The sequence below is a fragment of the Mycobacterium sp. NGS67 genome (assembly GCF_059812185.1).
Genome location: NZ_JCALCF010000003.1, coordinates 134,321 through 156,573, shown reverse-complemented (window position 1 = coordinate 156,573; position 22,253 = coordinate 134,321). Strand labels below are relative to the sequence as shown.

At 68.1% G+C, this 22,253-nt stretch carries 21 protein-coding genes; 10 read left to right on the top strand and 11 right to left on the bottom strand.

Annotation, left to right across the window (positions count from 1 at the left end; genetic code table 11):
• From AC5Y4D_RS03660 to blaI, 4 genes are all read right to left on the bottom strand, one after another.
• Positions 1 to 1,437 carry a GuaB1 family IMP dehydrogenase-related protein gene (locus tag AC5Y4D_RS03660; RefSeq protein WP_499990653.1) on the bottom strand — a complete coding sequence of 479 codons (1,437 nt, stop codon included), beginning with the start codon at positions 1,435 to 1,437 and terminating at the stop codon, positions 1 to 3.
• Between the two features lie 4 nt (positions 1,438 to 1,441).
• The gene (gene gnd, locus AC5Y4D_RS03655) at positions 1,442 to 2,899 is read right to left on the bottom strand and encodes an NADP-dependent phosphogluconate dehydrogenase (protein ID WP_500036392.1); all 1,458 of its coding nucleotides are present in this window, start codon (positions 2,897 to 2,899) and stop codon (positions 1,442 to 1,444) included.
• Between the two features lie 104 nt (positions 2,900 to 3,003).
• A complete protein-coding gene (locus AC5Y4D_RS03650) occupies positions 3,004 to 3,948 on the bottom strand; it encodes a M56 family metallopeptidase (RefSeq protein ID WP_499942393.1) in 945 nt (314 codons plus the stop codon).
• 14 nt (positions 3,949 to 3,962) lie between these two features.
• Positions 3,963 to 4,379, bottom strand: a complete 417-nt coding sequence (gene blaI, locus AC5Y4D_RS03645; protein WP_499942391.1) for a transcriptional repressor BlaI — start codon at positions 4,377 to 4,379, stop codon at positions 3,963 to 3,965.
• Positions 4,380 to 4,683: 304 nt separating this feature from the next.
• On the opposite strand from blaI, the gene AC5Y4D_RS03640 reads away from it, so the two are divergent.
• The gene (locus AC5Y4D_RS03640) at positions 4,684 to 5,094 is read left to right on the top strand and encodes a PaaI family thioesterase (RefSeq protein WP_500036391.1); all 411 of its coding nucleotides are present in this window, start codon (positions 4,684 to 4,686) and stop codon (positions 5,092 to 5,094) included.
• 2 nt (positions 5,095 to 5,096) lie between these two features.
• On the opposite strand, the gene AC5Y4D_RS03635 is transcribed toward AC5Y4D_RS03640, so the two are convergent.
• The 3 genes from AC5Y4D_RS03635 to AC5Y4D_RS03625 all read right to left on the bottom strand — a co-directional run bounded on the left by AC5Y4D_RS03635 (position 5,097) and on the right by AC5Y4D_RS03625 (position 8,256).
• The gene (locus AC5Y4D_RS03635; RefSeq protein WP_500036390.1) at positions 5,097 to 6,485 is read right to left on the bottom strand and encodes an NAD(P)/FAD-dependent oxidoreductase; all 1,389 of its coding nucleotides are present in this window, start codon (positions 6,483 to 6,485) and stop codon (positions 5,097 to 5,099) included.
• Between the two features lie 139 nt (positions 6,486 to 6,624).
• A complete protein-coding gene (locus AC5Y4D_RS03630) occupies positions 6,625 to 7,545 on the bottom strand; it encodes an LLM class F420-dependent oxidoreductase (RefSeq protein ID WP_500036389.1) in 921 nt (306 codons plus the stop codon).
• 39 nt (positions 7,546 to 7,584) lie between these two features.
• Positions 7,585 to 8,256: an SDR family oxidoreductase gene (locus AC5Y4D_RS03625; RefSeq protein ID WP_499946820.1), complete on the bottom strand. Its 672-nt coding sequence runs from the start codon at positions 8,254 to 8,256 to the stop codon at positions 7,585 to 7,587.
• A gap of 192 nt (positions 8,257 to 8,448) precedes the next feature.
• Here AC5Y4D_RS03625 and modA point away from each other — a divergent pair, with 192 nt between their 5' ends.
• The 6 genes from modA to AC5Y4D_RS03595 all read left to right on the top strand — a co-directional run bounded on the left by modA (position 8,449) and on the right by AC5Y4D_RS03595 (position 13,768).
• A complete protein-coding gene (modA, locus tag AC5Y4D_RS03620) occupies positions 8,449 to 9,207 on the top strand; it encodes a molybdate ABC transporter substrate-binding protein (protein WP_500036388.1) in 759 nt (252 codons plus the stop codon).
• Positions 9,207 to 10,001: an ABC transporter permease gene (locus tag AC5Y4D_RS03615; RefSeq protein WP_500036387.1), complete on the top strand. Its 795-nt coding sequence runs from the start codon at positions 9,207 to 9,209 to the stop codon at positions 9,999 to 10,001. Before modA ends, AC5Y4D_RS03615 begins: the two co-directional genes overlap by 1 nt.
• A 6-nt stretch (positions 10,002 to 10,007) precedes the next feature.
• Positions 10,008 to 11,117, top strand: a complete 1,110-nt coding sequence (locus AC5Y4D_RS03610) for a sulfate/molybdate ABC transporter ATP-binding protein (RefSeq protein ID WP_500036386.1) — start codon at positions 10,008 to 10,010, stop codon at positions 11,115 to 11,117.
• Positions 11,118 to 11,197: 80 nt separating this feature from the next.
• Positions 11,198 to 12,319, top strand: a complete 1,122-nt coding sequence (locus AC5Y4D_RS03605) for an alanine and proline-rich secreted protein Apa (RefSeq protein ID WP_500036385.1) — start codon at positions 11,198 to 11,200, stop codon at positions 12,317 to 12,319.
• An 87-nt stretch (positions 12,320 to 12,406) separates the two neighbouring features.
• Positions 12,407 to 12,706, top strand: a complete 300-nt coding sequence (locus tag AC5Y4D_RS03600) for a GlsB/YeaQ/YmgE family stress response membrane protein (RefSeq protein WP_499946815.1) — start codon at positions 12,407 to 12,409, stop codon at positions 12,704 to 12,706.
• A 36-nt stretch (positions 12,707 to 12,742) separates the two neighbouring features.
• Positions 12,743 to 13,768, top strand: a complete 1,026-nt coding sequence (locus AC5Y4D_RS03595) for a zinc-binding alcohol dehydrogenase family protein (RefSeq protein WP_500036384.1) — start codon at positions 12,743 to 12,745, stop codon at positions 13,766 to 13,768.
• 1 nt (position 13,769) lies between these two features.
• On the opposite strand, the gene AC5Y4D_RS03590 is transcribed toward AC5Y4D_RS03595, so the two are convergent.
• Positions 13,770 to 14,528, bottom strand: a complete 759-nt coding sequence (locus tag AC5Y4D_RS03590; RefSeq protein ID WP_500036383.1) for a CPBP family intramembrane glutamic endopeptidase — start codon at positions 14,526 to 14,528, stop codon at positions 13,770 to 13,772.
• Between the two features lie 36 nt (positions 14,529 to 14,564).
• Positions 14,565 to 15,230 carry an MOSC domain-containing protein gene (locus tag AC5Y4D_RS03585; RefSeq protein ID WP_500036468.1) on the bottom strand — a complete coding sequence of 222 codons (666 nt, stop codon included), beginning with the start codon at positions 15,228 to 15,230 and terminating at the stop codon, positions 14,565 to 14,567.
• A gap of 146 nt (positions 15,231 to 15,376) precedes the next feature.
• Here AC5Y4D_RS03585 and AC5Y4D_RS03580 point away from each other — a divergent pair, with 146 nt between their 5' ends.
• Entirely contained in the window at positions 15,377 to 16,834 is a 1,458-nt protein-coding gene (locus AC5Y4D_RS03580; RefSeq protein ID WP_500036467.1) for an HNH endonuclease signature motif containing protein, read from the top strand.
• 12 nt (positions 16,835 to 16,846) lie between these two features.
• Here the strand turns inward: AC5Y4D_RS03580 and AC5Y4D_RS03575 are convergent, their stop codons facing one another.
• Together AC5Y4D_RS03575 and AC5Y4D_RS03570 are read right to left on the bottom strand one after the other, a co-directional pair.
• Complete coding sequence (locus AC5Y4D_RS03575) at positions 16,847 to 19,231, bottom strand: phosphoketolase family protein (protein WP_500036382.1); 2,385 nt, start codon at positions 19,229 to 19,231, stop codon at positions 16,847 to 16,849.
• A 34-nt stretch (positions 19,232 to 19,265) separates the two neighbouring features.
• Complete coding sequence (locus tag AC5Y4D_RS03570) at positions 19,266 to 20,135, bottom strand: SDR family oxidoreductase (protein WP_500036381.1); 870 nt, start codon at positions 20,133 to 20,135, stop codon at positions 19,266 to 19,268.
• A 33-nt stretch (positions 20,136 to 20,168) separates the two neighbouring features.
• On the opposite strand from AC5Y4D_RS03570, the gene AC5Y4D_RS03565 reads away from it, so the two are divergent.
• Together AC5Y4D_RS03565 and AC5Y4D_RS03560 are read left to right on the top strand one after the other, a co-directional pair.
• The gene (locus AC5Y4D_RS03565) at positions 20,169 to 20,678 is read left to right on the top strand and encodes a GNAT family N-acetyltransferase (RefSeq protein ID WP_500036380.1); all 510 of its coding nucleotides are present in this window, start codon (positions 20,169 to 20,171) and stop codon (positions 20,676 to 20,678) included.
• Positions 20,679 to 20,758: 80 nt separating this feature from the next.
• Entirely contained in the window at positions 20,759 to 22,243 is a 1,485-nt protein-coding gene (locus AC5Y4D_RS03560; protein WP_500036379.1) for an acetyl-CoA acetyltransferase, read from the top strand.
• Positions 22,244 to 22,253 lie beyond the last annotated feature (10 nt).

The window sequence follows — 22,253 nt, the reverse complement described above, 5'->3', positions numbered from 1 at the left end:
TCACCAACCGGTGGGCAGCGGATGCCCCTCCGCAAACCCCGCGGCCGACTGCACGCCGACCACCGCCCGCTCGTACAACTCCTCCAGGTTCGCCGCGCCCACGTAGGTGCAGGTGCTGCGCACACCGGAGGTGATGTGATCGATCAGGTCCTCGACGCCGCCGCGGTCCGGGTCCAGTCCCATCCGCGACGTCGAGATGCCCTCTTCGAACAGCGCTTTGCGGGCGCGGTCGAACGGGCTGTCCGCGCCGGTGCGGGCGACGACCGCCCGCTTGGACGCCATCCCGTAGCTCTCCTTGTACGGCTGGTTCTCCCGGTCACGCATCAGATCGCCGGGGGACTCGTAGGTGCCGGCGAACCAGGACCCGATCATCACGTTGGACGCTCCGGCGGCCAGCGCCAGGGCCACGTCCCGCGGATGCCGGATACCGCCGTCCGCCCACACGTGGCCACCCAAATCCCTTGCCGCAGAAGCACATTCGACGACAGCAGAGAACTGTGGGCGGCCGACGCCGGTCATCATCCGGGTGGTGCACATCGCGCCCGGACCCACCCCGACCTTGACGATGCCGGCACCGGCTTCGATCAGGTCGCGGGTGCCCTCGGCGGACACCACGTTTCCGGCGGCCAGTGGGATACCCAGATCCAGCGCGGCGATCGCCTTGATCGCCTCGAGGGCCTTGACCTGGTGCCCGTGCGCGGTGTCGATCACCAGCAGGTCCACCCCGGCCTCGGCGAGAGCCTGAGCCTTGGCTGCCGCGTCCCCATTGATACCGACGGCCGCACCGATGCGCAGCCGGCCCGCGGCGTCGACGGCCGGGTGGTAGATGCCGGTGCGGATCGCCCCGGTGCGGGTCAGCACACCGGCCAGCGCACCGTCGGGACCCGTCACCACCGCCACGTCGATCGGCGCGTGTTCGAGCAGGTCGAAGATCTTGCGCGGTTCGGTGCCCACCGGCGCGGTGACGAAGTCCGTGGCCGCGACGTCGCGCACCCGGGTGAACCGGTCCACCCCCACGCAGGACGCCTCGCGCACCACGCCGATCGGCCGGCCCTCGAACACCACCACCGCGACGCCGTGGGCGCGCTTGTGGATCAGCGCCAGCGCGTCGGACACCGAATCGTCGGGCGCCAGCATCACCGGCGTATCGAGCACCAGGTCGCGGCTCTTGACGAACTGCACCATCTGCTGCACCGCGGGGATCGGCAGATCCTGCGGCAGGATCACGATGCCGCCGCGGCGGGCGACCGTCTCGGCCATGCGGCGTCCGGCGACGGCGGTCATGTTGGCGACCACCACCGGAATGGTGGTCCCGGAACCGTCGACGGTGGACAGGTCGACGTCGAACCGCGACGCCACCTCCGACCGGTTCGGCACCACGAACACGTCGTTGTAGGTCAGGTCGAACGTCGGGCGGTGCCCATCAAGGAACTTCATCGTGTCAGGCAGGAACTTCGCTTCGGTCTCCGCTCCACAGGGTGTGGAACTTCTTGCTTCGGTCCTCGTCGGTGCGGCCATAGGTGTGCGCGCCGAAGAAGTCACGCAGGCCCTGGGTGAGCGCGGCGGGCAGCCGTTCGGTCCGCAACCCGTCGTAGTAGGACAACGCCGACGAGAACCCCGGAATCGGAATACCCAACTGTGTGGCAGACACCACCACCCGACGCCAACTGTCGATGGCCGCCTCGATCGCGCTGCGGAAATAGGGGGCGACGATCAACGTCGGCAGGTCGGGGTCCTCGTCGAACGCGTCCTTGATCCGGTTGAGGAACTTGGCCCGGATGATGCAGCCGCCGCGCCAGATGGTCGCCAGATCGCCCGGAGTGAGGTCCCAGCCGTATTCGGCGCTGCCGGCCTGGATCTGGTTGAAGCCCTGGGCGTAGGCGATGATCTTCGACGCGTACAGGGCTTTCTTGACGTCCTCGACGAACTGCTCGGGGTCGGCCGGTTTGTCGCGCAGTTCGCCGGAAGCCAGTCCGGTGGTCGCCTTGCGCTGAGCCACCGAACCCGACAGTGCACGGGCGAACACCGCCTCGGCGATGCCGGTGACCGGCACCCCGAGATCCAGCGCCGACTTCACCGTCCACCGGCCGGTGCCTTTCTGCTCGGCCTCGTCGACGATGACGTCGACCAGCGGTTTGCCGGTCTTGGCATCGGTCTGGCGCAACACCTTGGCGGTGATTTCGACCAGGAAGCTGTCCAGGTCGCCCTTGTTCCATTCGTCGAAGACGTCGGCGATCTCCGCCGCCGATTTGTCCAGTGCATCGCGCAGCAGCTGGTAGGCCTCACCGATCAGCTGCATGTCGGAGTATTCGATGCCGTTGTGCACCATCTTGACGAAATGCCCGGCGCCGTCGGGACCGATGTGCGTGCAGCACGGCACGCCGTCGACGTGCGCGGAGATCTCTTCGAGCAGTGGCCCCAGCGATTCGTAGGATTCGGCCGGCCCGCCGGGCATGATCGACGGTCCGTTCAGCGCCCCCTCCTCGCCGCCGGAGATCCCGGCGCCGACGAAGTGCAGGCCCCGCTCGCGGATCGCCTTCTCCCGACGGATGGTGTCGGTGTAGAGGGCGTTGCCGCCGTCGATGATGATGTCGCCTTCTTCCATCGCGTCGGCGAGCTCGTTGATGACGGCGTCGGTGGGGTCACCGGCCTTCACCATGATGATGACGCGTCGCGGTTTTTCCAGGGCGGCAAGGAATTCCGGGATCGTCTCGGTGCGGACGAAGTTGCCGTCCGAGCCGTGCTCTTCCAGCAGCGCGTCGGTCTTTGCCACGGATCGGTTGTGCAGCGCGACGGTGTAGCCGTGCCGGGCGAAGTTGCGGGCCAGGTTCGAGCCCATCACCGCCAGGCCGGTGACTCCGATCTGCGCGGTCGCGGTTGGCGAATCCGACGAACTCATGTCCTGCCTCTCGGGGTTGGCGAACTATTGCTCGAGCATGTGCGGAAGCTGTTCGGAAACACACTGTCACAACGGACTGACGGCGTTATACGGGTGGGCTCGGCCTAGACGCTGACCAATCGGTGCAGCTCGGTCAGCCAGGGCACGGCCAGCGCGATGGTGGGCACCACCAGGACCGCCGCCGCCGCCAGGTAAGCGGCCACCGACAACATCAGACTGTTCGGGCGGCCGGACAACCGGCGCACCCGAACCACGGTGCTGGGTCCGCCCGCGGCCAGGGCCCCCGACGGCGCCCGTCCGGACGCGCAGGCGACCAGCGCCCGGGCCAGCGGGGTGCGCCCGGTGACCCGTACCGCGGTGTCGTCGGCCAGCAATTCCACCAGCAGTCGCACCGCTCCGAGCGCGTTGGCGCTGCGCACCACACGGGGGAAGGCGGCGTGTACGGCGGTGAATGCCTCCAGCACGAGGTCGTGACGGGCCCTCAGGTGGGCCCGCTCGTGGGTCAGGATCGCGGTGACTTCGGCGTCGGTCAGCGTATTGAGCGCCCCTTCGCTGACCACGACGCGGCTGCGTACCCCGGGCAGGCAGTAGGCGAGGGGTTGCTCGACGTCCAGCACCCGCAGGTCGCGGGTGCGCGCACACGGTTGGGCGCGCACCGAATCCCGCCCGACCAGATCCACCACCATGCGGTGGTGCGCCCGTCGGCGCCGGGTTGCGATGGCGACCCGGAGCACCGCCACCATGAGTCGGATCCCGACCAGGACGGTCAGGGCGAAGACGGTGAGGTAGGCGGCCCACAGTGGCCACCCGAGGCGGCTCTCGGCGTCCAGGATCCCGGCAGTGGGCCGACCGTCCGGACCGGGCATGAGCAACCTGCTGGCGATGGCGATGCCGGCACTGAATGTCGAGAGCACCGCGGCCAGCGCGACGGCCTGCCAGAGCACCATCGCGGCCCGGGGAGCGCGCAACGGCCACGCGGCGCGGGCCAACACAGCCGGTGTCGGGCCGGCCAGCAGCACCGCGAGGATGGTGAAGGCCAGCGCGGACACGCTGTAATTCTCCCTCAGTCGTCGGCCGGAGGTCCAGCAGATGGCGAATTGCGGTGGTGCGCTTCCAATTCGGCGAGTGCGCGGCGCAGCGCATCGGCCTCGTCGGCCCCGACACGTTCGACGAAGTGCACCAGCGCGGCTTGCCGACTGCCGGAGTCCTGCGCCTGGGCGAGCGCGTCGACCATCAGCCCGGCGACCAGTTCGTCGCGGCCGTGGACGGGGGCGTAGCGGTGCGCCCTGTCGTCGCGGATCTGGGAGACCAGGTTCTTTTTCGCCAACCGCTGCAAAACGGTCATCACGGTGGTGTACGCGAGGTCGCGGCGCGCCGACAACGCTTCGTGCACCTGGCGTACGGTCTGCGGTTCGGTCATGGACCACAGGTGATCCATCACGGCCCGTTCCAGATCCCCCAGCCGCGTCAGCTTGGCCATAGTTCATCTCCTGAGCGTTGGTACCAGCGTACTCCGGCTTACTACCGAGTGTCGTACCCGATGTTGCGCGAATCGGCATTTCGTTGAACGACTCTTCCAGACACCCTACGCAATCAATGCTTGCAATATTAGGGCAGCCTTGCCTATGCTAACTGTGGTCGAGCAACAAGGACCGCGGAAGTGTTCTGAGGGCTGCAGTGACCCCCGGTCTACTCGATCGGCGAGCCCCGTGCCTGGTGCACGGGGCTCGCCTGTTTTTCGGGGGTAGACAACAACCGGAGACGAGTCGTGTAGACACAAGGGCGTGTCGCCTGCGCCTGACCCGGATTCCGTCGAGTTCTCCGCCCCGTTCGACCAGCAGCTCGGTCTGCAATTCACCGAACTGAGTCCCGACGGGGCACGCGCGCAACTCGAGGTCAAGCCCGCGCTGCTCCAGCCGATGGGCCTGGTACACGGCGGGGTCTACTGCTCGATGATCGAGAGCATGGCCAGCGTGGCGGCTTACACCTGGCTGGCCGAGCATGGCGGCGGCAACGTGGTGGGCGTCAACAACAACACCGACTTCCTGCGTGCCATCAAATCGGGCACCGTCTACGGCACGGCCGATCCGGTGCACCGTGGCCGCCGCCAGCAGCTGTGGCAGGTGACGATCACCGACGACGAGGGCCGGCTGATCGCGCGCGGCCAGGTGCGACTGCAGAACCTGGAGGCGTGACTTCAGCTGGCTACTTTGGTGACCGCGCTCGCTTGGGCTTCGGCCGCCAACTCCGCCAGTTGTTCGAGGCGCGTTCGGGCGAATGCCTGTTGATCGGTGATGGTCAGCTGACCGCGGCGGGTACTCAGGAACGTCACCGTCCAGGACAGCAGCGTGGTGATCTTGGTCTTGAAACCGATCAGGTACACCAGGTGCAGCACCAGCCAGATCAGCCAGGCGATGAACCCGCTGAATTCCAGCGGCCCGATCTTGGCCACCGCCGAGAACCGCGACACCGTGGCCATCGACCCTTTGTCGAAGTACTGGAACGGCTCCCGCTCGGCTGGGTCGGCACCGGCCAGCTCCGACTTGATGTTGGTGGCGACGTACTTGGCGCCCTGGATCGCTCCCTGCGCCACGCCCGGTACACCCTCCACGGCGGCCATGTCGCCGACGACGAAGACGTTGGGGTGTCCCGGTATCGACAGGTCGGGCAACACCTGCACCCGGCCGGCCCGGTCGAGTTCGACGTCGGACTGCTCGGCCAGGTCACGACCCAGCCTGCTGGCCTGCACACCGGCGGACCACACCTTGCACGCCGACTCGATGCGCCGCTCGGTGCCGTCGGCGTCCTTGACGGTGATGCCGTTGCGGTCCACGTCGGTGACCATGGCACCGAGCTGGATCTCTACGCCCAGCTTCTCCAACCGTCTGGCCGCGCGCTCGCCGAGCTTCTCACCCATCGGCGGCAGCACGGCGGGGGCGGCGTCGAGCAGGATCACCCGAGCCTTGGTCGAGTCGATGTGCCGAAACGCCCCCTTGAGGGTGTGTTCGGCCAATTCGGCGATCTGCCCGGCCATCTCGACGCCGGTGGGACCCGCGCCGACAACGGTGAAGGTGAGCAGTTTGGCGCGTCGTTCCGGGTCGCTGGACCGCTCGGCCTGTTCGAAGGCGCTCAGGATGCGGCCGCGCAGTTCCAGCGCGTCGTCGATGGACTTCATCCCGGGGGCGAACTCGGCGAAATGGTCGTTGCCGAAATAAGACTGGCCCGCGCCGGCGGCGATGATCAGGCTGTCGTAGGGCGTCTCATAGGTGTGGCCGAGCAACTCCGACACCACGACCCGGCGGGCCAGGTCGATGTGGGTGACGTTGCCCAGCAGCACCTGCACGTTGCGCTGCTTACGCAGTACCACTCGGGTGGGCGGCGCGATTTCGCCCTCGGAAATGATGCCGGTGGCCACCTGGTACAGCAAGGGTTGGAACAGGTGATGGGTGGTGCGCGCGATCAGCTTGATGTCGACGTCGGCACGCTTGAGCTTCTTTGCCGCATTGAGTCCGCCGAAGCCTGACCCGATGATCACCACCCGATGGCGAGGGCGCGGTTCAACAGTGGGTTCTGGCTTACTGCTCATGTTTCCGCTGCTCCTGACGGGGTCTCCTTGGCGGGCGACTTCAGTTAGCTATTAACACTTTTCAGCCTAGTCAACCCACCCCGGCAAAACCCAGCCACGGGCCTGTGTAATGAGCCACACTAACGATCGCGGCGTGCGGTCAGAGGCCCAACAGCGGCCGCAGCGCTTCGGCGGCAGTGGTGATCACCCCGGGAAGGTGCCCGTTCGGCAGGTTGATGATCACCCCGCCCACTCCCGCGTCGAGCACCCGGGACTGGACCTGCTCGGCGATCTGAGCGGGCCCGCCGATCGCCATCCGGGCGCTGACGTTCTCCGGCAGGTGTTCCGGTTTCGCGTTCTCGTCGAGTATCACGCTCAACATCAGGCTGGTCTCCAGTGTCGCCGGGTCCCGACCGACTTCCTCGCACCGGGCTTTGACGGCGTCGATCTTGCGGGGCAGTTCGTCGAATGCCGCGATGATGTTGAGGTGGTCGGCGTAGCGCGCGGCGATCCCGAAGGTCTTCTTCTCGCCACTGCCCCCGATGAGGATCGGGACGCGGTCGCGGTAGCGGGGCTCGGCAATTGCGGATTCGGTGGTGTACCAGTCGCCGGAGACGGTGGCCCGTTCGCCCTTGATCATCGGGTCGATGATCTGCAACGCCTCTTCGAGACGGTTGAACCGGTCGGTGTAGGTGCCGAACTCGAAGCCCAGCTGGCGATGTTCCAGTTCGAACCAGCCCGTCCCGAGGCCCAGAACCGCCCGTCCGCCGCTCACCACGTCCAGGGTGGTGATGATCTTGGCCAGCAGGGCGGGGTTGCGGTAGGTGTTGCCGGTGACCAGGGTGCCAAGCTGCAGCCGCTCGGTCGCGGTGGCCAGTGCGCCCAGCGCCGTGTAGGCCTCCAGCATCGGCTCGTCCGGACTGCCGATCATGGGCAGTTGGTAGAAGTGGTCCATTACGAACAACGAGTCGTAGCCGGCGGCGTCGGCTTCGCGCGCTTGTGCGACGACGGTGGGGAACAGCTTCTCCACACCCGTGCCGTAAGAGAATCTGGGGATCTGGAAACCAAGCCGAATAGTCACGGCTCTTACCGTAGCGATCGGCGCTGAGCGCCGCGCCGATCAGGCGAACTGAGCCAGCGCGCCGTGGCTGACGTGCAGTGTCTGACCGGTGATGTGCCGGGCCGCCGGGGTGGTCAAGAACAGCGACAGCCGGGCGATCTCGGCCGCGACGGAAGCCGGGGTGCGGGACAGACCGTCATAGCCGGGCTGTGCGCTGCGGCCGCAGGCGACGGCGTTGACGGTGATGCCGCGGGTGCCGTAGACCTCGGCCTGCCCACTGACCCAACTGGACAACGCGGCTTTGATCGCCGCGTCGACGCTGCCGGTGGCGGGGTTCTCGGGCAGCACGCTGATGATGTTGCCGCCGGAGCGCAAGTGGTCACCGACGCACTGGACGGTCAGCACCGCGGAGAGCACGGTCGCGTCCAGGGTCCGGCGCCACGCGGTGGCGGTGTCGGAGAGCGAGTAGGTGCGCGGATCGCCTGCATCCCAGGTAGGTGCCGGGATGTTGACGATGGTGTCCAGATGATGCGGGAAAAGGTTGCGAGCCTCTTGGAGGCTGGCGGGGTCGGTGGTGTCGCAGACGATCGCGTCGACGTCGAGTTCTTTGGCGGCGACCTCGAGGTCGCTGCCTCGGGCGCCCACCAGGGTCACCTTGTGGCCGTCGTCGCGGAAGCTCTCGGCTACCGTGCGCCCCAGATCGGTGTCCCCGCCAGTGACTACAACCTCCACGGCCTGACCTCCTCGTGTTCACCGTCGAACCCAACACACCTAGAGCGCCTCGGCTGCGAACTCAGCGTGCTACGCCACAATCGCGGTCCATGTTACTGGACAGTAGCTATTCCGGGAAACGGGACACCGCCACGACGCGCTGACGATTTGCATAACTATTCAGCCGCGGTGTCGCGGCGTTAGTTTTGACCGGTGCGCCGCCGCGGGTCGATGGTCCTTTTCATAGCGATATTGCTGCACGGGAGCCTGGCTGCGTGTCATTCGCCGGTGTCGGGGGACCGGTCGATCGTGGTGTTCGCGGCCGCGTCGTTGAACAAAGCTTTCACCCAGATCGGCGAACGGTTCAGGACGGATAACCCCGGTGTGGACGTCAAGTTCGACTTCGCGGGTTCGTCCGATCTGGCCACCCAGCTGACCCAGGGGGCGACCGCCGACGTGTTCGCCTCCGCGGACACAGCACAGATGGACCGGGTCGCCGCGCAGGGACTGCTGGCCGCGGATCCGGTGCACTTCGCCGCCAACACGCTGGTCATCGTGACCGCGCCGGGCAACCCTGCGAACATCACCTCGTTGGCCGACCTGACCAGACCGGGACTGAACGTGGTGATCTGTCAGCGTCCGGTGCCGTGCGGCGCGGCCACCGCACGCGTCGAAGACGCCGGCGGGATCAAGCTGCATCCGGTCAGCGAGGAACCGAGCGTCACCGACGCCCTCAACAAGGTCACCACCGGACAAGCCGACGCCGCGCTGGTCTATGTCACCGATGCGCTCGACGCCGGGAGCAAGGTGGCGACGGTTCGACTCCCCGAGGCCGCCGGTGTGTTGAACACCTATCCCATCGCGGTGCTGAAGAAAGCACCCCAATCCGGGCTGGCGCAGAAATTTCTGGCACTGGTGACCGGCGAGACCGGGCAGCAGATCCTGGGCCGGGCGGGTTTCGTCAAGCCTTGATGCGCACGTCGACCAGTCTGCCGCGCTGGATCTACCTGCCCGCCGGGGTCGGGACGCTGTTCGTGGCACTGCCGCTGGTCGCGATTGCGGTTCAGGTCGACTGGCCGCATTTCTGGTCGCTGATCAGCAGTGACTCGTCGGCGACCGCGCTGTCGCTGAGCCTGAAGACCGCCACCGCGAGCACGGTGCTGTGCGTCCTGCTCGGTGTTCCGATGGCGCTGGTGCTGGCGCGCAGTCGGCTACGGCTGGTGCGCATCCTGCGGCCGTTGATCCTGGTGCCGCTGGTGTTGCCGCCGGTGGTGGGCGGCATCGCGTTGTTGTACGCGTTCGGCCGACTCGGTCTGGTCGGGCAATTTCTAGGGGCGGCGGGAGTCAGCATCGCTTTCAGTACCACCGCGGTGGTGTTGGCGCAGACCTTTGTCTCGCTGCCGTTCCTGGTGATCTCCCTGGAGGGTGCCGCCCGCACCGCCGGGGCCGACTACGAGGTGGTGGCGGCGACCCTGGGCGCCCGGCCCACCACGACCTGGTGGCGAGTCACCCTGCCGCTGCTGCTCCCGGGACTGGTCTCGGGTGCCGTCCTGGCTTTCGCCCGCTCGCTGGGGGAGTTCGGCGCCACGCTCACGTTCGCCGGGTCGCTGCAAGGGGTTACCCGCACGCTGCCGCTGGAGATCTACCTGCAGCGGGTGAGCGACCCGGATGCCGCGGTGGCACTGTCGCTGCTGCTGGTGGCGGTGGCGGCGTTGGTGGTGCTGGGACTCGGCGCGCGCCGCCTGACTGGGTCCGAAGCACGGTAGGCGGCGATGAGCGATCTGCAGTTGCGTGCGGTGCTGGAGGAACGGCACGTAGACGTGGAGTTGGCGGTGTCCGCCGGCGAGGTGCTGGCGGTGCTCGGACCCAACGGCGCCGGGAAGTCGACGGTCCTGCAGATCGTCGCCGGCCTGGTCACGCCCGACGCGGGTGTGGTGCGGCTGGGAGATCGGGTGCTCACCGACACCGCGGCCGGGTTGAACGTGGCCACCCATCGCCGTCGAGTCGGGTTGCTACAGCAAGATCCGTTGCTGTTTCCGCACCTGGACGTCGCCGCCAACGTCGCGTTCGGGCCCCGCAGCGGCCGCACGCTTCGGCTCGGACGAGCGCGGGAAACCCGGGCCGTGGCGCTGCGCTGGCTTGGCGAGGTGGATGCCGAGCAGTTGGCGGACCGCAAACCGCGGCAGTTGTCGGGTGGACAGGCTCAGCGTGTGGCAATCGCCCGGGCGCTGGCGGCCGAGCCGGAGGCATTGTTGCTCGACGAGCCGTTGAGCGGCCTGGACGTGGCGGCCGCCGGCTCGATCCGCGGGGTCTTGCGCGATGTCGTAGCGCGCACCGGCTGTGCGGTCGTGTTGGTCACCCACGACCTGCTGGACGTGTTCACGCTGGCCGATCGGGTGCTGGTGCTCGAGTCGGGCAAGATCGCCGAAATCGGGCCGGCCGCCCAAGTGCTGGCCGCGCCGCGGAGCCGGTTCGGCGCCCGGTTCGCCGGCGTCAACCTGATCAGCGGAACGATCGGGTCCGACGGAGCCCTGCACACCGGGTCCGGACAGGTCTGGCAGGGGACTGCGGGCGAGGACACTGACGTCGGCCCCGGTCAAGCGGCGGTGGCGGTCTTCGCGCCGGCGAGCGTGGCCGTGTTTCCGAACCGGCCGCACGGCAGCCCGCGCAACACCGTCGAAGTGGTCGTCGCCGAGCTGGATACCCGCGGACCCGCGGTCCTGGTACGCGGCGCGGAACAACCCGACGGGGCACCCGGGCTGGCCGCCGGCATCACCGTCGATGCCGCCGCCGATCTGCAGCTCACGACCGGCGACCGGGTCTGGTTCAGCGTCAAGGCCGGCGAAGTGGCGCTGCATCCTGCGCTGCACCGTCATCTGTGAGTCGAAGCGCCCGAACGAACCGCCAAGACACCGGGCGGGCCGTCCTTGCTTCACAGCGTCAACACGGTAGGTTCGTCGCCATGCATCAGGTTGACTCGAACCCGACCCGCCGCAAGGGACTTTGGGCGTCGTTGGCTATCGCCGCGGCGACCGGTGCCAGCGTCGTGACCATTGCATTGCCGGCCACTTCCGCCGCTGACCCGGAACCGGCGCCCCCGACGCCGACTCCGTCGTCCCAGCCTGCAGCTCCGGGAGCGCCGAACTCCCCGGCACCGGCTCCCGGGGCGAGCCCGTCCACGCCGGCCCCGCCGCCGGCCGGCGCCTCGCCGGCACCGGGTGCGTCACCGGCGCCGGGCGCATCACCGGCACCCGGCACGCCGCCCACTCCGAATGCGCAGCCAGGCGACCCCAACGCGGTCCCGCCGGCCGACCCGAACGCCCCGCCACCCGACCCGGCGGCGCCCGAACCCGGACGGGTGACCAACGCCGTCGGTGGATTCAGCTTCGTCATCCCGGGCGGCTGGGTGGAGTCCGATGCGTCCCACCTCGACTACGGTTCGGCGCTGCTGAGCAAGTCGGCCGGTGAAGCTCCGATGCCGGGGCAGGCTCCGCCGATCGCCAACGACACCCGGATCGTGCTGGGCCGGCTGGACCAGAAGCTCTACGCGAGCGCTGAAGCCACCAACCCCAAGGCCGCCGTCCGGCTGGGTTCGGACATGGGTGAGTTCTTCATGCCGTATCCGGGCACTCGGCTGAACCAGGAGTCGGTGCCGCTCAACGCGAACGGGATCTCGGGCAGCGCGTCCTACTACGAAGTCAAGTTCAGCGACGCCAGCAAGCCGGTCGGACAGATCTGGACCGGGGTGGTCGGAACTCCGGCAGGGGCCACCCCCACGGCCGGGCCTCCGCAGCGCTGGTTCGTGGTATGGCTGGGTACGTCGAACAACCCGATCGACAAGAACGCCGCGAAGATCCTGGCCGAGTCCATCCGGCCCTGGACAGCTCCCGCGGCGCCGGCTCCGGAAGGCGCTGTTCCCGGTGCTCCGGCACCTGTTCCGGGTGCCCCGGCACCTGTTCCGGGTGCCGCCGCACCCGCACCCGCTGCCCCCGCACCCGAACCGGGTGCGCCGGCGCCGGCACCCGCTCAGGCTCCCGCCGCAGGAACGCCGGCTGTGACCCAGCCGCGCAGCCAACCGGCTTAGGTCGAATTAGTCACGTAGAACGGGTATACCCGACATCACGGTCCGGCACTTGGGCTGGGCGTGTCAGTGATTGCAAGGAGACCCCTCATGGACGTCGTCGCAGCGACCGAAATTCTCGCTCGCTCAACAACTCTGACCAGCGTGGGCCTTATCGGCTACATCATCATCGGTGCTCTGGCCGGATGGATCGCCGGCAAGATCGTCAAAGGCGCCGGTTCCGGCATTCTGATGAACATCGTCATCGGTGTGGCCGGGGCACTCCTCGGCGGCTTCCTGCTCAGCTTCGCCTTCGACACCGCGTCGGGGGGCTGGTGGTTCACCTTCTTCACCGCGATCCTGGGCTCGGTGATTCTGCTCTGGATCGTCGGAAAGGTACGCAGCACATAGCCGCCTGCGGCGGTAGTCGCGCGGCATGATGACCTGATGGCGTCACAGCCGACCGCCATGACCGCGTGGCAGGTGCGTCGGCCCGGACCGATGGACACCAAGCCACTCGAACGCGTCACCACCGAGATCCCGCGGCCCGGATCGGCAGAACTGCTGGTCGCGGTGCTGGCCTGCGGAGTGTGCCGTACCGACCTGCATGTCAGCGAGGGCGATCTGCCCGTGCACCGTGAGCGGGTGATCCCCGGACACGAGGTCGTCGGCGAGGTCGTCGAGGTGGGATCGGCGGTCGGTAGCGCTGATTTCGCGGTGGGGGACCGGGTCGGCATCGCGTGGCTGCGCCACACCTGCGGGCAGTGCAAGTACTGCCGTCGGGGCGACGAGAACCTGTGCCCGCTGTCGCGCTACACCGGCTGGGACGCCGATGGCGGTTACGCCGAATTCGCCACCGTACCTGCCGCTTTCGCGCATCACCTGCCCAGTGGGTACGCCGACACCGAGTTGGCGCCGTTGTTGTGCGCCGGGATCATCGGATACCGGTCGCTGTTGCGCGCCGACCTGCCGCCCGGCGGACGACTGGGGTTGTACGGGTTCGGGGGCAGCGCCCACATCACCGCACAGGTGGCGCTGGCGCAGGGCGCGGAGGTCCATGTCATGACTCGCGGTGCCGCCGCGCGCGAGCTGGCGCTGGCCCTGGGTGCCGCCTCGGCTCAAGGGGCCGACGAGCCGCCCCCGGTGCCGCTGGACGCGGCGATTCTGTTCGCTCCCGTCGGCGACCTGGTGCTGCCCGCCCTCGAGGCCCTCGACCGCGGCGGCACACTGTCGGTGGCAGGCATCCATCTCAGCGACATCCCGGCGCTGAACTATCAGCGGCATCTCTTCCAAGAGCGGCAGATCCGGTCGGTGACGTCCAACACCCGCGCCGACGCCCGCGCGTTCCTCGATTTCGCGGGCAGGCATCGCATCGAGGTCACCACGCCGGAATATGCCCTCGGACAGGCCGATCGCGCGCTGGCCGACCTCAGCTCCGGGCGGATCGCCGGCGCCGCAGTGCTGCTGGTCTGACTCAGGTCGACAGGTGCCAGACCAGGGCGGCGGCCAGGGCGCCCACCCCGTTCAGTGCCCAGTGCAGCGCGATCGGCGCGATCAAGCTGCCGCTGCGTCGACGCAACCAGCTGAACACGAACCCGGCCGCGCCCGTCGCGATGACCGCCATCGTGACCCCGGCCATCATGCCGAAGACGCCGCCGCCGAACAGGTGGGTGAAGCCGACGTTGTTGCTGGTCAGGCCCAACGACGTGGCGATGTGCCAAAATCCGAACAGCAGTGACCCGGCCAGCGCAACGCCTCGGAAACCCCACGCCCGCTGCAGCGCACCGTGCAGCACGCCTCGGAAGACGAGTTCCTCCGGGATGACGGTTTGCAGCGGGATGATGACCATTGATGCGATCAGCGCGCCCGAGATGGTCGCGTAGTGGTTGTTCAGGAACATCGGACGGGTCATCGGCAGGAGCACCCCGACCCCGATGACGGACACCACCAACGCCACGCCGGCGAGCGCGTAGCCCATGCCGGACTTCCAGTGCTCGCGCCCGAGGCCGAGTTCGGTCCAGTCCAGCCCCCGCCACCGGACCAATAGCACCAGCCCGACGGCGGCTGCCGGCACGGTCGCAATGCTGGCCCACGCAGTGGTGAAGTGCGCGACCAGGTTGGTCAGCACCAGAACGGCGACGACGACGGCGATGTCGACATGAAGACGCAACCGGTCCAGCGGCGCATCGAGCGCAGCGCTGGACACCGTTGGTTGAGCGGATTGGTCGAGCATCATGACGATTCTACCGGCGCAGCGCTGAGCGGCGGGCTAGCTTTGTCGCGCCGCCAGCCTGCGACGCACGTAGGTCTTCAGCTCCGCCGACAGCGCTTCCACTTCGGTCAGTTGTGAAAGTAGTTGCGGCTCAGTCATTTTTGCGCGGAACACCAGCCCGATCGTCACGTCGTGGTCGGGCCGGGATTCGATGGTGACCTCGTCCCCGGCCCGGACGGTTCCAGGTGTGATCACCCGCAGGTAGGCGCCGGGTTTGCCGGCTTTGGTGAAGGTCTTGATCCAGTGGTTGAGGTTCAGGAACGCGGAGAAGGTGCGGCACGGTGTCCGCGGTGCGGAGACTTCGAGCAGCAGGCCGTCGGTGCCGACCCGCCACCGTTCGCCGATCAGCGCGCCGGTGACGTCGATGCCCGACGTGGTCAGGTTTTCCCCGAACATCCCGTCGGTCAGGGTGCGCTCGAGTCGCTGTTCCCACTCGTCGAGGTCCTCGCGGGCGTAGGCGTAGACGGCTTGGTCATCGCCGCCGTGGTACTTGGGATTGCCGATCGTGTCGCCGACCAGGCCGCTGCCCAGTCCGCCGCGCATCGGCCCGGGTGCACGGACCGCAACCGGCTCGGAGGTGGGCACTTTGTCGATGCCGGTCACCTTCGACATCGCGCGTGGATCGGGATTCGTCTTGGGCTGAGCCACGTTGACTGACACCACTTTTGGCACCCGCACAGGGTAACCCGGCCGGGTTGAGGTCGCCGGTCCGCATATGTGGTATCATCGAACATATGTTCGATCAATCGTGTGAGAACCCGCCCCGGTGGCAGGACCATCCGGGGGTTTTCCACGCCTGGATCGATGACATGAGCAGGCAGTGGCATCAGGCACTGAAGACCCCCACCGAGGAGTCCCAGGATTGGGTCGCAGCGGCCCGGGCGGCGGGGCAGATGGAAAACCGGGGTGCTGCTGCGCAGTTGATGGCGATCGGCGAGTTGTTCGCCTACCGGTTGCGTCGCCACGGTGAGACCGAGGACTGGGCGATCGACACGATGGCGGGAGTCGCTGCAGAGGTGGCGGCGGGCCTCAAGATCAGCCAGCGCTGCGCGCAGGACAAACTAACCCTGGCGCGTGACATGCGCGAACGGCTACCCAAGACCGCCGCGGTGTTTTGCGCCGGGGACATCGATGTGGTCGCGTTCGCCCTGATCGCCTCGCGCACCTCGCTGATCCTCGACCCCGAGGCGCTGGCGGCGGTTGATCGCCGCATCGCGGTCAACGTCACCCGGTGGCCGTCGCTGACCCCGTCGCGGCTGGCCAAGAAGGTCGACGCGATCGTTGCCGCGGTCGACCTGGACGCGGTGCGGCGCCGCGCCAAACGCCACCGCGACCGCCATCTGGACATCGAGAAGGAATACGACGGGACCTGCCGCGTGGAAGGTGAGCTGCGCCCCACCGATGCCCGCGCTCTAGACGCCGCGTTGAGCGCGCTGGCGGCCACGGTCTGCGTCGAGGACCCGCGCACCCCCGAACAGCGCCGCGCCGACGCCATCGAGGCCCTCAGCGCCCGCGCCACCCGGATGGCCTGCCTGTGCGGGCGCACCGACTGCAGCGCCGGCACGCGCCCACCAACCTCGCCGGTGATCATCCACGTCATCGCCACTCAGGACAGCCTCAACGGCACCGCCAGCGGGCCCGCCGCGATGATCGACGCCGACGCGCTCATCACCCCCGAACTCCTGGCCGAGTTGGCGACGTCAGCCAAACAGGTGCCGCTGATCCACCCCGGCTACAGCCCACCCGAACCGCACTACCGCCCGTCGAAAGCGTTGGCCGACTTCGTGCGCTGTCGCGACCTGACGTGCCGCTGGCCCGGTTGCGACGTACCCGCCACCCAGTGTGATCTGGATCACACGATCCCGTGGTCGCAAGGCGGGCCCACCCACGCGGCCAACACCAAGTGCTACTGCCGTACCCACCATTTGGTCAAAACCTTCTGGGACTGGAGCGAAAAGCAACTGGCCGACGGCACCCTGATCCTGACCTCCCCTGCCGGCGACACCCACGTCACCACCCCCGGCAGCGCCCTGCTGTTCCCCAGCCTGTGCACCGCAGTCGGCGGCATGCCCACCCCCGAAACCATTGCGCCCCAAGACCATTGCGCCGAACGCGGCGCGATGATGCCCAAACGCCGCCGCACCCGCGCCCAAAACCGCGCTCACCGCGTCACCGCCGAACGACGCGCCAACCGTCGAGCCCGCCAACCCGCTTACAGCGACCGAGCCGGCCCCGCCCCGCCCGACGACGACCCGCCGCCGTTCTGAGCTCAGGTCAAATCACTCGCTCTGCTCGCCCGACGACCAGGTCCAGCCGCTGATCTCCGGGTCGTCCTCGCCGTGCTCTCGCGTGTACAGGCGAGCCCCGATGCGCGCATCGGCCATCCGCTGCCGCAGCACCGCGGCACGGCTACCCAGCCCCTCGACCCGGTCGACGACGTCCATCACCAGATGGAACCGGTCCAGGTCGTTGAGCATCACCATGTCGAACGGGGTGGTGGTGGTCCCGCGCTCCTTGAACCCGCGCACATGCAGATTCCTGTGGCCGGCCCGACGGTAGGTGAGCCGGTGGATCAGCCAGGGATAACCGTGGTAAGCGAAGATGACCGGCTTGTCCTCAGTGAACAACGAGTTGTATTCGCGGTCGGGCAACCCATGCGGGTGCTCGGAGTCCGGTTGCAGGCGCATCAGGTCCACCACGTTGACGACGCGAACGGCGAGATCGGGCAGCTCACGGCGCAGGATGTCGGCCGCGGCCAGCGTCTCCTGCGTGGGTATGTCACCCGCACAGCCCAGCACCACGTCGGGTTCACCGGTGGCGGTGCTGGCCCATTGCCAGATCCCCAGCCCGCGGGTGCAGTGCGCGATCGCCTCGTCCACGTCGAGATAGGACAGGGCCGGTTGCTTACCCGAAACGATCACGTTGATGTAGTTGCGGCTGCGCAGGCAGTGGTCGGCCACCGACAGCAACGTGTTGGCGTCGGGCGGCAGGTACACCCGGGTCAGTTCGGCGCGCTTATTGGCGACCAGGTCGATGAACCCCGGGTCCTGATGGGAGGCGCCGTTGTGGTCCTGGCGCCACACGTGCGAACTCAACAGGTAGTTCAAGGATGCGATCGGCTGGCGCCACGGTAGTTCCAGGGTGGTGGACAGCCATTTCGCGTGCTGGTTGAGCATCGAGTCGACGATGTGCACGAAGGCCTCGTAGCAGTTGAACAGCCCATGCCGCCCGGTCAGCAGGTAGCCCTCGAGCCAGCCCTGGCACAGGTGCTCCGACAGCACCTCCATGACGCTGCCGTCCGGCGCCAGGTTCTCGTCGCCGGACTCGGTTTCGGAGACCCACACCTTGTCCGTCTCGGCGAACACCGCATCGAGCCGGTTGGATGCGGTTTCGTCGGGACCCATCAGCCGGAACCGGTCGGGATTGCGCTTGATGATGTCGCGCAGAAAGGTGCCGAGCACCCGGGTGGCCTCGTGCATCTGCGTCCCGGGCTCCGGCACCTCTACCGCATAGTCGCGGAAGTCCGGCAGGTCCAGATCGTGCAACAGCACTCCGCCGTTGGCGTGCGGGTTGGCACTCATCCGCCGGTCACCCTTCGGCGCCGCCTCCTTGAGGTCGGCCCGCAGCGCTCCGCCCTCGTCGAACAACTCTTCGGGACGGTAACTGCGCAGCCATTTCTCCAGCTGCTCGCGGTGCTCGGGGTTGTCGTGCGTGCCCGACAACGGGACCTGATGCGAGCGCCAGGTGCCTTCGACCTGCTTGCCGTCGACGACGGCGGGCCCGGTCCAGCCTTTCGGGGTGCGCAACAGGATCACCGGCCACACCGGTCGCTCGGTTTGCCTGCCGCTGCGGGCCGCGTCCTGGATGGCCGTGATGTCGTCGAAGGCGTCGTCCAGAGCGGCGGCCATCTGCTGATGCACGTCGGCCGGCTCATCTCCGGCCACCGTGATGGGCCGGTAGCCATAGCCGCGCATCAACGCCTCGAGTTCGGCGTGCGGGATCCGCGACAACACCGTCGGGTTGGCGATCTTGTAGCCGTTGAGGTGCAGGATCGGCAGCACCGCGCCGTCGACAACCGGATTGAGGAACTTGTTGGAATGCCAGCTCGCGGCCAACGGCCCGGTCTCGGCCTCGCCGTCCCCGATCACGCACGCCACCACCAGATCCGGGTTGTCGAACGCCGCCCCGAAGGCGTGCACCAGCGCATAGCCGAGCTCGCCGCCCTCGTGGATCGATCCCGGCGTCTGCGCCGCGACATGGCTGGGGATGCCGCCCGGGAAGGAGAACTGCCGGAACAGTCTGCGCAGACCGTCGGTGTCCTCCTCGACGCCGGTGTAGATCTCGCTGTAGGTGCCCTCCAGGTAGGCGTTGGCAACCAGTCCGGGTCCGCCGTGCCCGGGCCCGGTGATGTAGATGACGTTGGCGTCGCGATTACGGATGATCCGGTTCAGGTGTGCGTAGATGAGGTTGAGCCCCGGCGTGGTGCCCCAGTGTCCCAGCAGCCGGGGTTTGACGTGTTCGGACGCCAGCGGCTCGGTCAGCAGGGGATTGTCGAGCAGGTAGATCTGGCCGACCGACAGGAAGTTGGCGGCACGCCAGTAAGCATCGATGAGGGCCAATTCGTCGTCGGTCAGGGTCGCGGTTTCTGGACTCATGGGGCTCATGTACCCAATTCTCGCGACCCGGATGGACGCCGCGCTACGCGTCCCCCTCTTCGCCCCGGGCGCGCGCTTCGTAGGCCCGGCGCTTCTCGACGTCCACGTCGTCGGTGAAGACGTGGTCGCCGCCGAGTCTCCGGTTCAAGCCTTCGGCGAGCCGGCGCGGCCAGAACTTCTGCGAGACCACCATCGCGCCGGCAACCTTGGTGATGCGCACCCGCGGTTTCGGCTTGGCCACCAAAGCTACTACGGCGTCGGCGATTTCGTTCGGTTCGGCGTTGCGGAAGCCCTTCATCCCGGGTGTGCCGGCAACCAACTCGGTGTTGACGAAGGTCGGCAGCACCGCCGAGAACTGCACCCCGGCCGCGCGGTACTCCAGCCGCGCCGAGTCGGTGAACCCGAGCACCGCGTGCTTGCTGGCGACGTAGGTCGCCAACCCGACGATGTGCAGTTCCCCCGCCAAGGAGGCGATGTTGATGACGTGGCCGCGTCTGCGCGGGACCATGCGCTGCGCGGCAAGTTTGCTGCCCAGGATTACCCCGTAGACGTTGATGTCCAGGATGCGCCGGGTGACGGCGTCGGGCTCGTCGATGACCCGGCCCACCGGCATGATGCCGGCGTTGTTGATCAGCACGTCGATCGGCCCGAGCTGGCGTTCGACCTGGTCCAGGAAATCGGCGAACGACGTGGGGTCGGTGACGTCGAGCTTGCCGTACACCTCCAATCCGAGGTCGGCGCCGGACTCCTTGACCGTGGTCTCGTCGATGTCGCCGATGGCGACCTTGGCGCCCAGCTTGTGCAGTGCCGTGGCGGTGGCCAGGCCGATTCCCCGGGCGCCCCCGGTGATGACTATGACCTTGCCGCGAACGTTTGCGGCCAGCGCTGCATCGCTCGATGCCGTATCTGCCATGCCTACACGGTATGCGGGTGGACAATGGCACCGATGATCCAGGTGCGCGCGGCCGTCCCGCAGGACGCCGCTGCCGTTGCGCACGTGCACGTGCGGGCCTGGCAGGCCGCCTACCGGGGGCTGATCGCCCAAGACTTTCTCGACAGCCTCACCCCGGAAGCGCGGGCCCGCAGATACAACTTCGGTCAAGTCGGCATCGGCGTCCCCGTCACCCTGGTCGCCGTCCAGGACGACACCATCTGCGGATTTGCTACCACCGGCCGGTGCCGAGACGCCGACTTGGCGAATTTCGGTGAGCTGATGGCGATTTACGTCGATCCCTCGCGGCTGGGCGTGGGGATCGGGCGCTTGCTGATCGGCGCCGCGCGGGAGCGACTCCGTGGGCTCGGCGTCGCCGGCGCGGCCCTGTGGGTCCTGCAGGACAACGCCCGCGCCCGGCGGTTCTACGAGCGCGACGGCTGGCGCCCGGACGGCGCGTGCCGCACCGAGACGTACGGCGACCGGCCGGTGGACGAGGTGCGGTACCGTCGCACCCCCGTCTAGACCGCGAACGTCGGAGTCAAGGCCAGCGGGCCGGACCGGGCCCACCTGAGCGGCCGGACGCGTCGCGATAGGTTTCCACCATGCCCGTCGACCCCAGGACCCCCGTGCTGATCGGCTACGGCCAGGTCAACCACCGCGACGACATCGACCCGGACCAGCCCTGCATCGAACCGGTCGACCTGATGGTGTCGGCCACCCGCCAGGCCGCCGGCGCGCGGGTGATCGAGGCGGTCGACACCGTGCGGGTGGTGCAGCTGCTGTCGGCGCACTATCGCAACCCTGGTCAGCTGCTCGGCGAACGCCTCGGTCTGGGCACCTTCACCGCCGCCTACAGCAAAGTCGGCGGCAACACCCCGCAGTCGTTGGTCAACCAGGCGTGCCTGGACATCCAGCACGGGCGGGCCGGGGTGGTGCTGATTTCCGGCGCCGAAACCTGGCGAACCCGCAACGGGCTGAAGAAGTTGGGCCGGCGGCTGACCTGGACCGAGCAGGACGAGTCGGTGCCGCTGCCCGAAGTCGCCGGTGACGACGTGCCGATGGCCGGTGACGCGGAGATCCGGATCAAGCTGGACCGCCCCGCCTACGTGTATCCGCTGTTCGAGCAGGCGCTGCGGATCGCCAACGACGAGTCCGTCGAGGAGCACGCCAGACGGGTCAGCGAACTGTGGGAGCGGTTCAACGCGGTGGCGGTCGACAATCCGTACGCCTGGATCCGCCGTCCGGTCAGCGCCGAGGAGATCCGCCAGCCGGGTCCGCAGAACCGGATGATCAGCTGGCCCTACACCAAGCTGATGAACTCCAACAACATGGTCGACCAGGGCGCCTCGCTGATCCTGACCTCGGTCGAGCAGGCGCAGCGCCTGCAGGTCCCGCAGGAACGCTGGGTTTACCCACAGGCCGGCAGCGACGCCCACGACACCTCCGCGATCGGCGAGCGGGGCGAGTTGCACCGCTCACCGGCGATCCGGATCGGCGGCGCTCGGGCGCTGGAACTGGCCGGATTGGGCATCGACGACGTCGACTACGTCGACCTGTACTCGTGCTTTCCGTCCGCGGTCCAGGTGGCGGCGAACGAGCTGGGCCTGGCCGTGGACGACCCCGCCCGCCCGCTGACGGTCACCGGCGGGCTCACCTTCGCCGGCGGACCGTGGAACAACTACGTGACGCACTCCATCGCGACCATGGCCGAACTGCTGACGGCCAACCCCGGCCGGCGCGGACTGATCACGGCCAACGGCGGCTATCTCACCAAGCACAGCTTCGGCGTGTACAGCACCGAACCACCTCCCGAATTCCGTTGGGAGAACGTGCAATCGGCGGTGGATCGGGAGCCAACCACGGTCGGTCCGGTCGAGTGGGAGGGCGTCGGCACCGTCGAGGCGTGGACGACGCCGTTCGATCGGGACGGGCGACCCGAGAAGGCCTTCCTCACCGTGCGCACCCCCGACGATGCGCGCGCGCTGGCCGTGATCACCGATCCAACCGAAGCCGAGGCGACGGTGCGCGACGACATCGCCGGGGCCAAGGTCGCCGTCGCCGCCGACGGCACCGCAACGTTGCGGTAACCGGCAACGG

Coding starts and splice junctions, on each gene's coding strand:
- AC5Y4D_RS03660 (WP_499990653.1), bottom strand. CDS start 1,437: ATGAAGTTCCTTGATGGGCACCGCCCGACGTTCGACCTGACCTACAAC.
- gnd (WP_500036392.1), bottom strand. CDS start 2,899: ATGAGTTCGTCGGATTCGCCAACCGCGACCGCGCAGATCGGAGTCACC.
- blaI (WP_499942391.1), bottom strand. CDS start 4,379: ATGGCCAAGCTGACGCGGCTGGGGGATCTGGAACGGGCCGTGATGGAT.
- AC5Y4D_RS03635 (WP_500036390.1), bottom strand. CDS start 6,485: ATGAGCAGTAAGCCAGAACCCACTGTTGAACCGCGCCCTCGCCATCGG.
- AC5Y4D_RS03615 (WP_500036387.1), top strand. CDS start 9,207: ATGCGCACGTCGACCAGTCTGCCGCGCTGGATCTACCTGCCCGCCGGG.
- AC5Y4D_RS03610 (WP_500036386.1), top strand. CDS start 10,008: ATGAGCGATCTGCAGTTGCGTGCGGTGCTGGAGGAACGGCACGTAGAC.
- AC5Y4D_RS03605 (WP_500036385.1), top strand. CDS start 11,198: ATGCATCAGGTTGACTCGAACCCGACCCGCCGCAAGGGACTTTGGGCG.
- AC5Y4D_RS03600 (WP_499946815.1), top strand. CDS start 12,407: ATGGACGTCGTCGCAGCGACCGAAATTCTCGCTCGCTCAACAACTCTG.
- AC5Y4D_RS03595 (WP_500036384.1), top strand. CDS start 12,743: ATGGCGTCACAGCCGACCGCCATGACCGCGTGGCAGGTGCGTCGGCCC.
- AC5Y4D_RS03590 (WP_500036383.1), bottom strand. CDS start 14,528: ATGCTCGACCAATCCGCTCAACCAACGGTGTCCAGCGCTGCGCTCGAT.
- AC5Y4D_RS03580 (WP_500036467.1), top strand. CDS start 15,377: ATGAGCAGGCAGTGGCATCAGGCACTGAAGACCCCCACCGAGGAGTCC.
- AC5Y4D_RS03575 (WP_500036382.1), bottom strand. CDS start 19,231: ATGAGCCCCATGAGTCCAGAAACCGCGACCCTGACCGACGACGAATTG.
- AC5Y4D_RS03570 (WP_500036381.1), bottom strand. CDS start 20,135: ATGGCAGATACGGCATCGAGCGATGCAGCGCTGGCCGCAAACGTTCGC.
- AC5Y4D_RS03565 (WP_500036380.1), top strand. CDS start 20,169: ATGATCCAGGTGCGCGCGGCCGTCCCGCAGGACGCCGCTGCCGTTGCG.
- AC5Y4D_RS03560 (WP_500036379.1), top strand. CDS start 20,759: ATGCCCGTCGACCCCAGGACCCCCGTGCTGATCGGCTACGGCCAGGTC.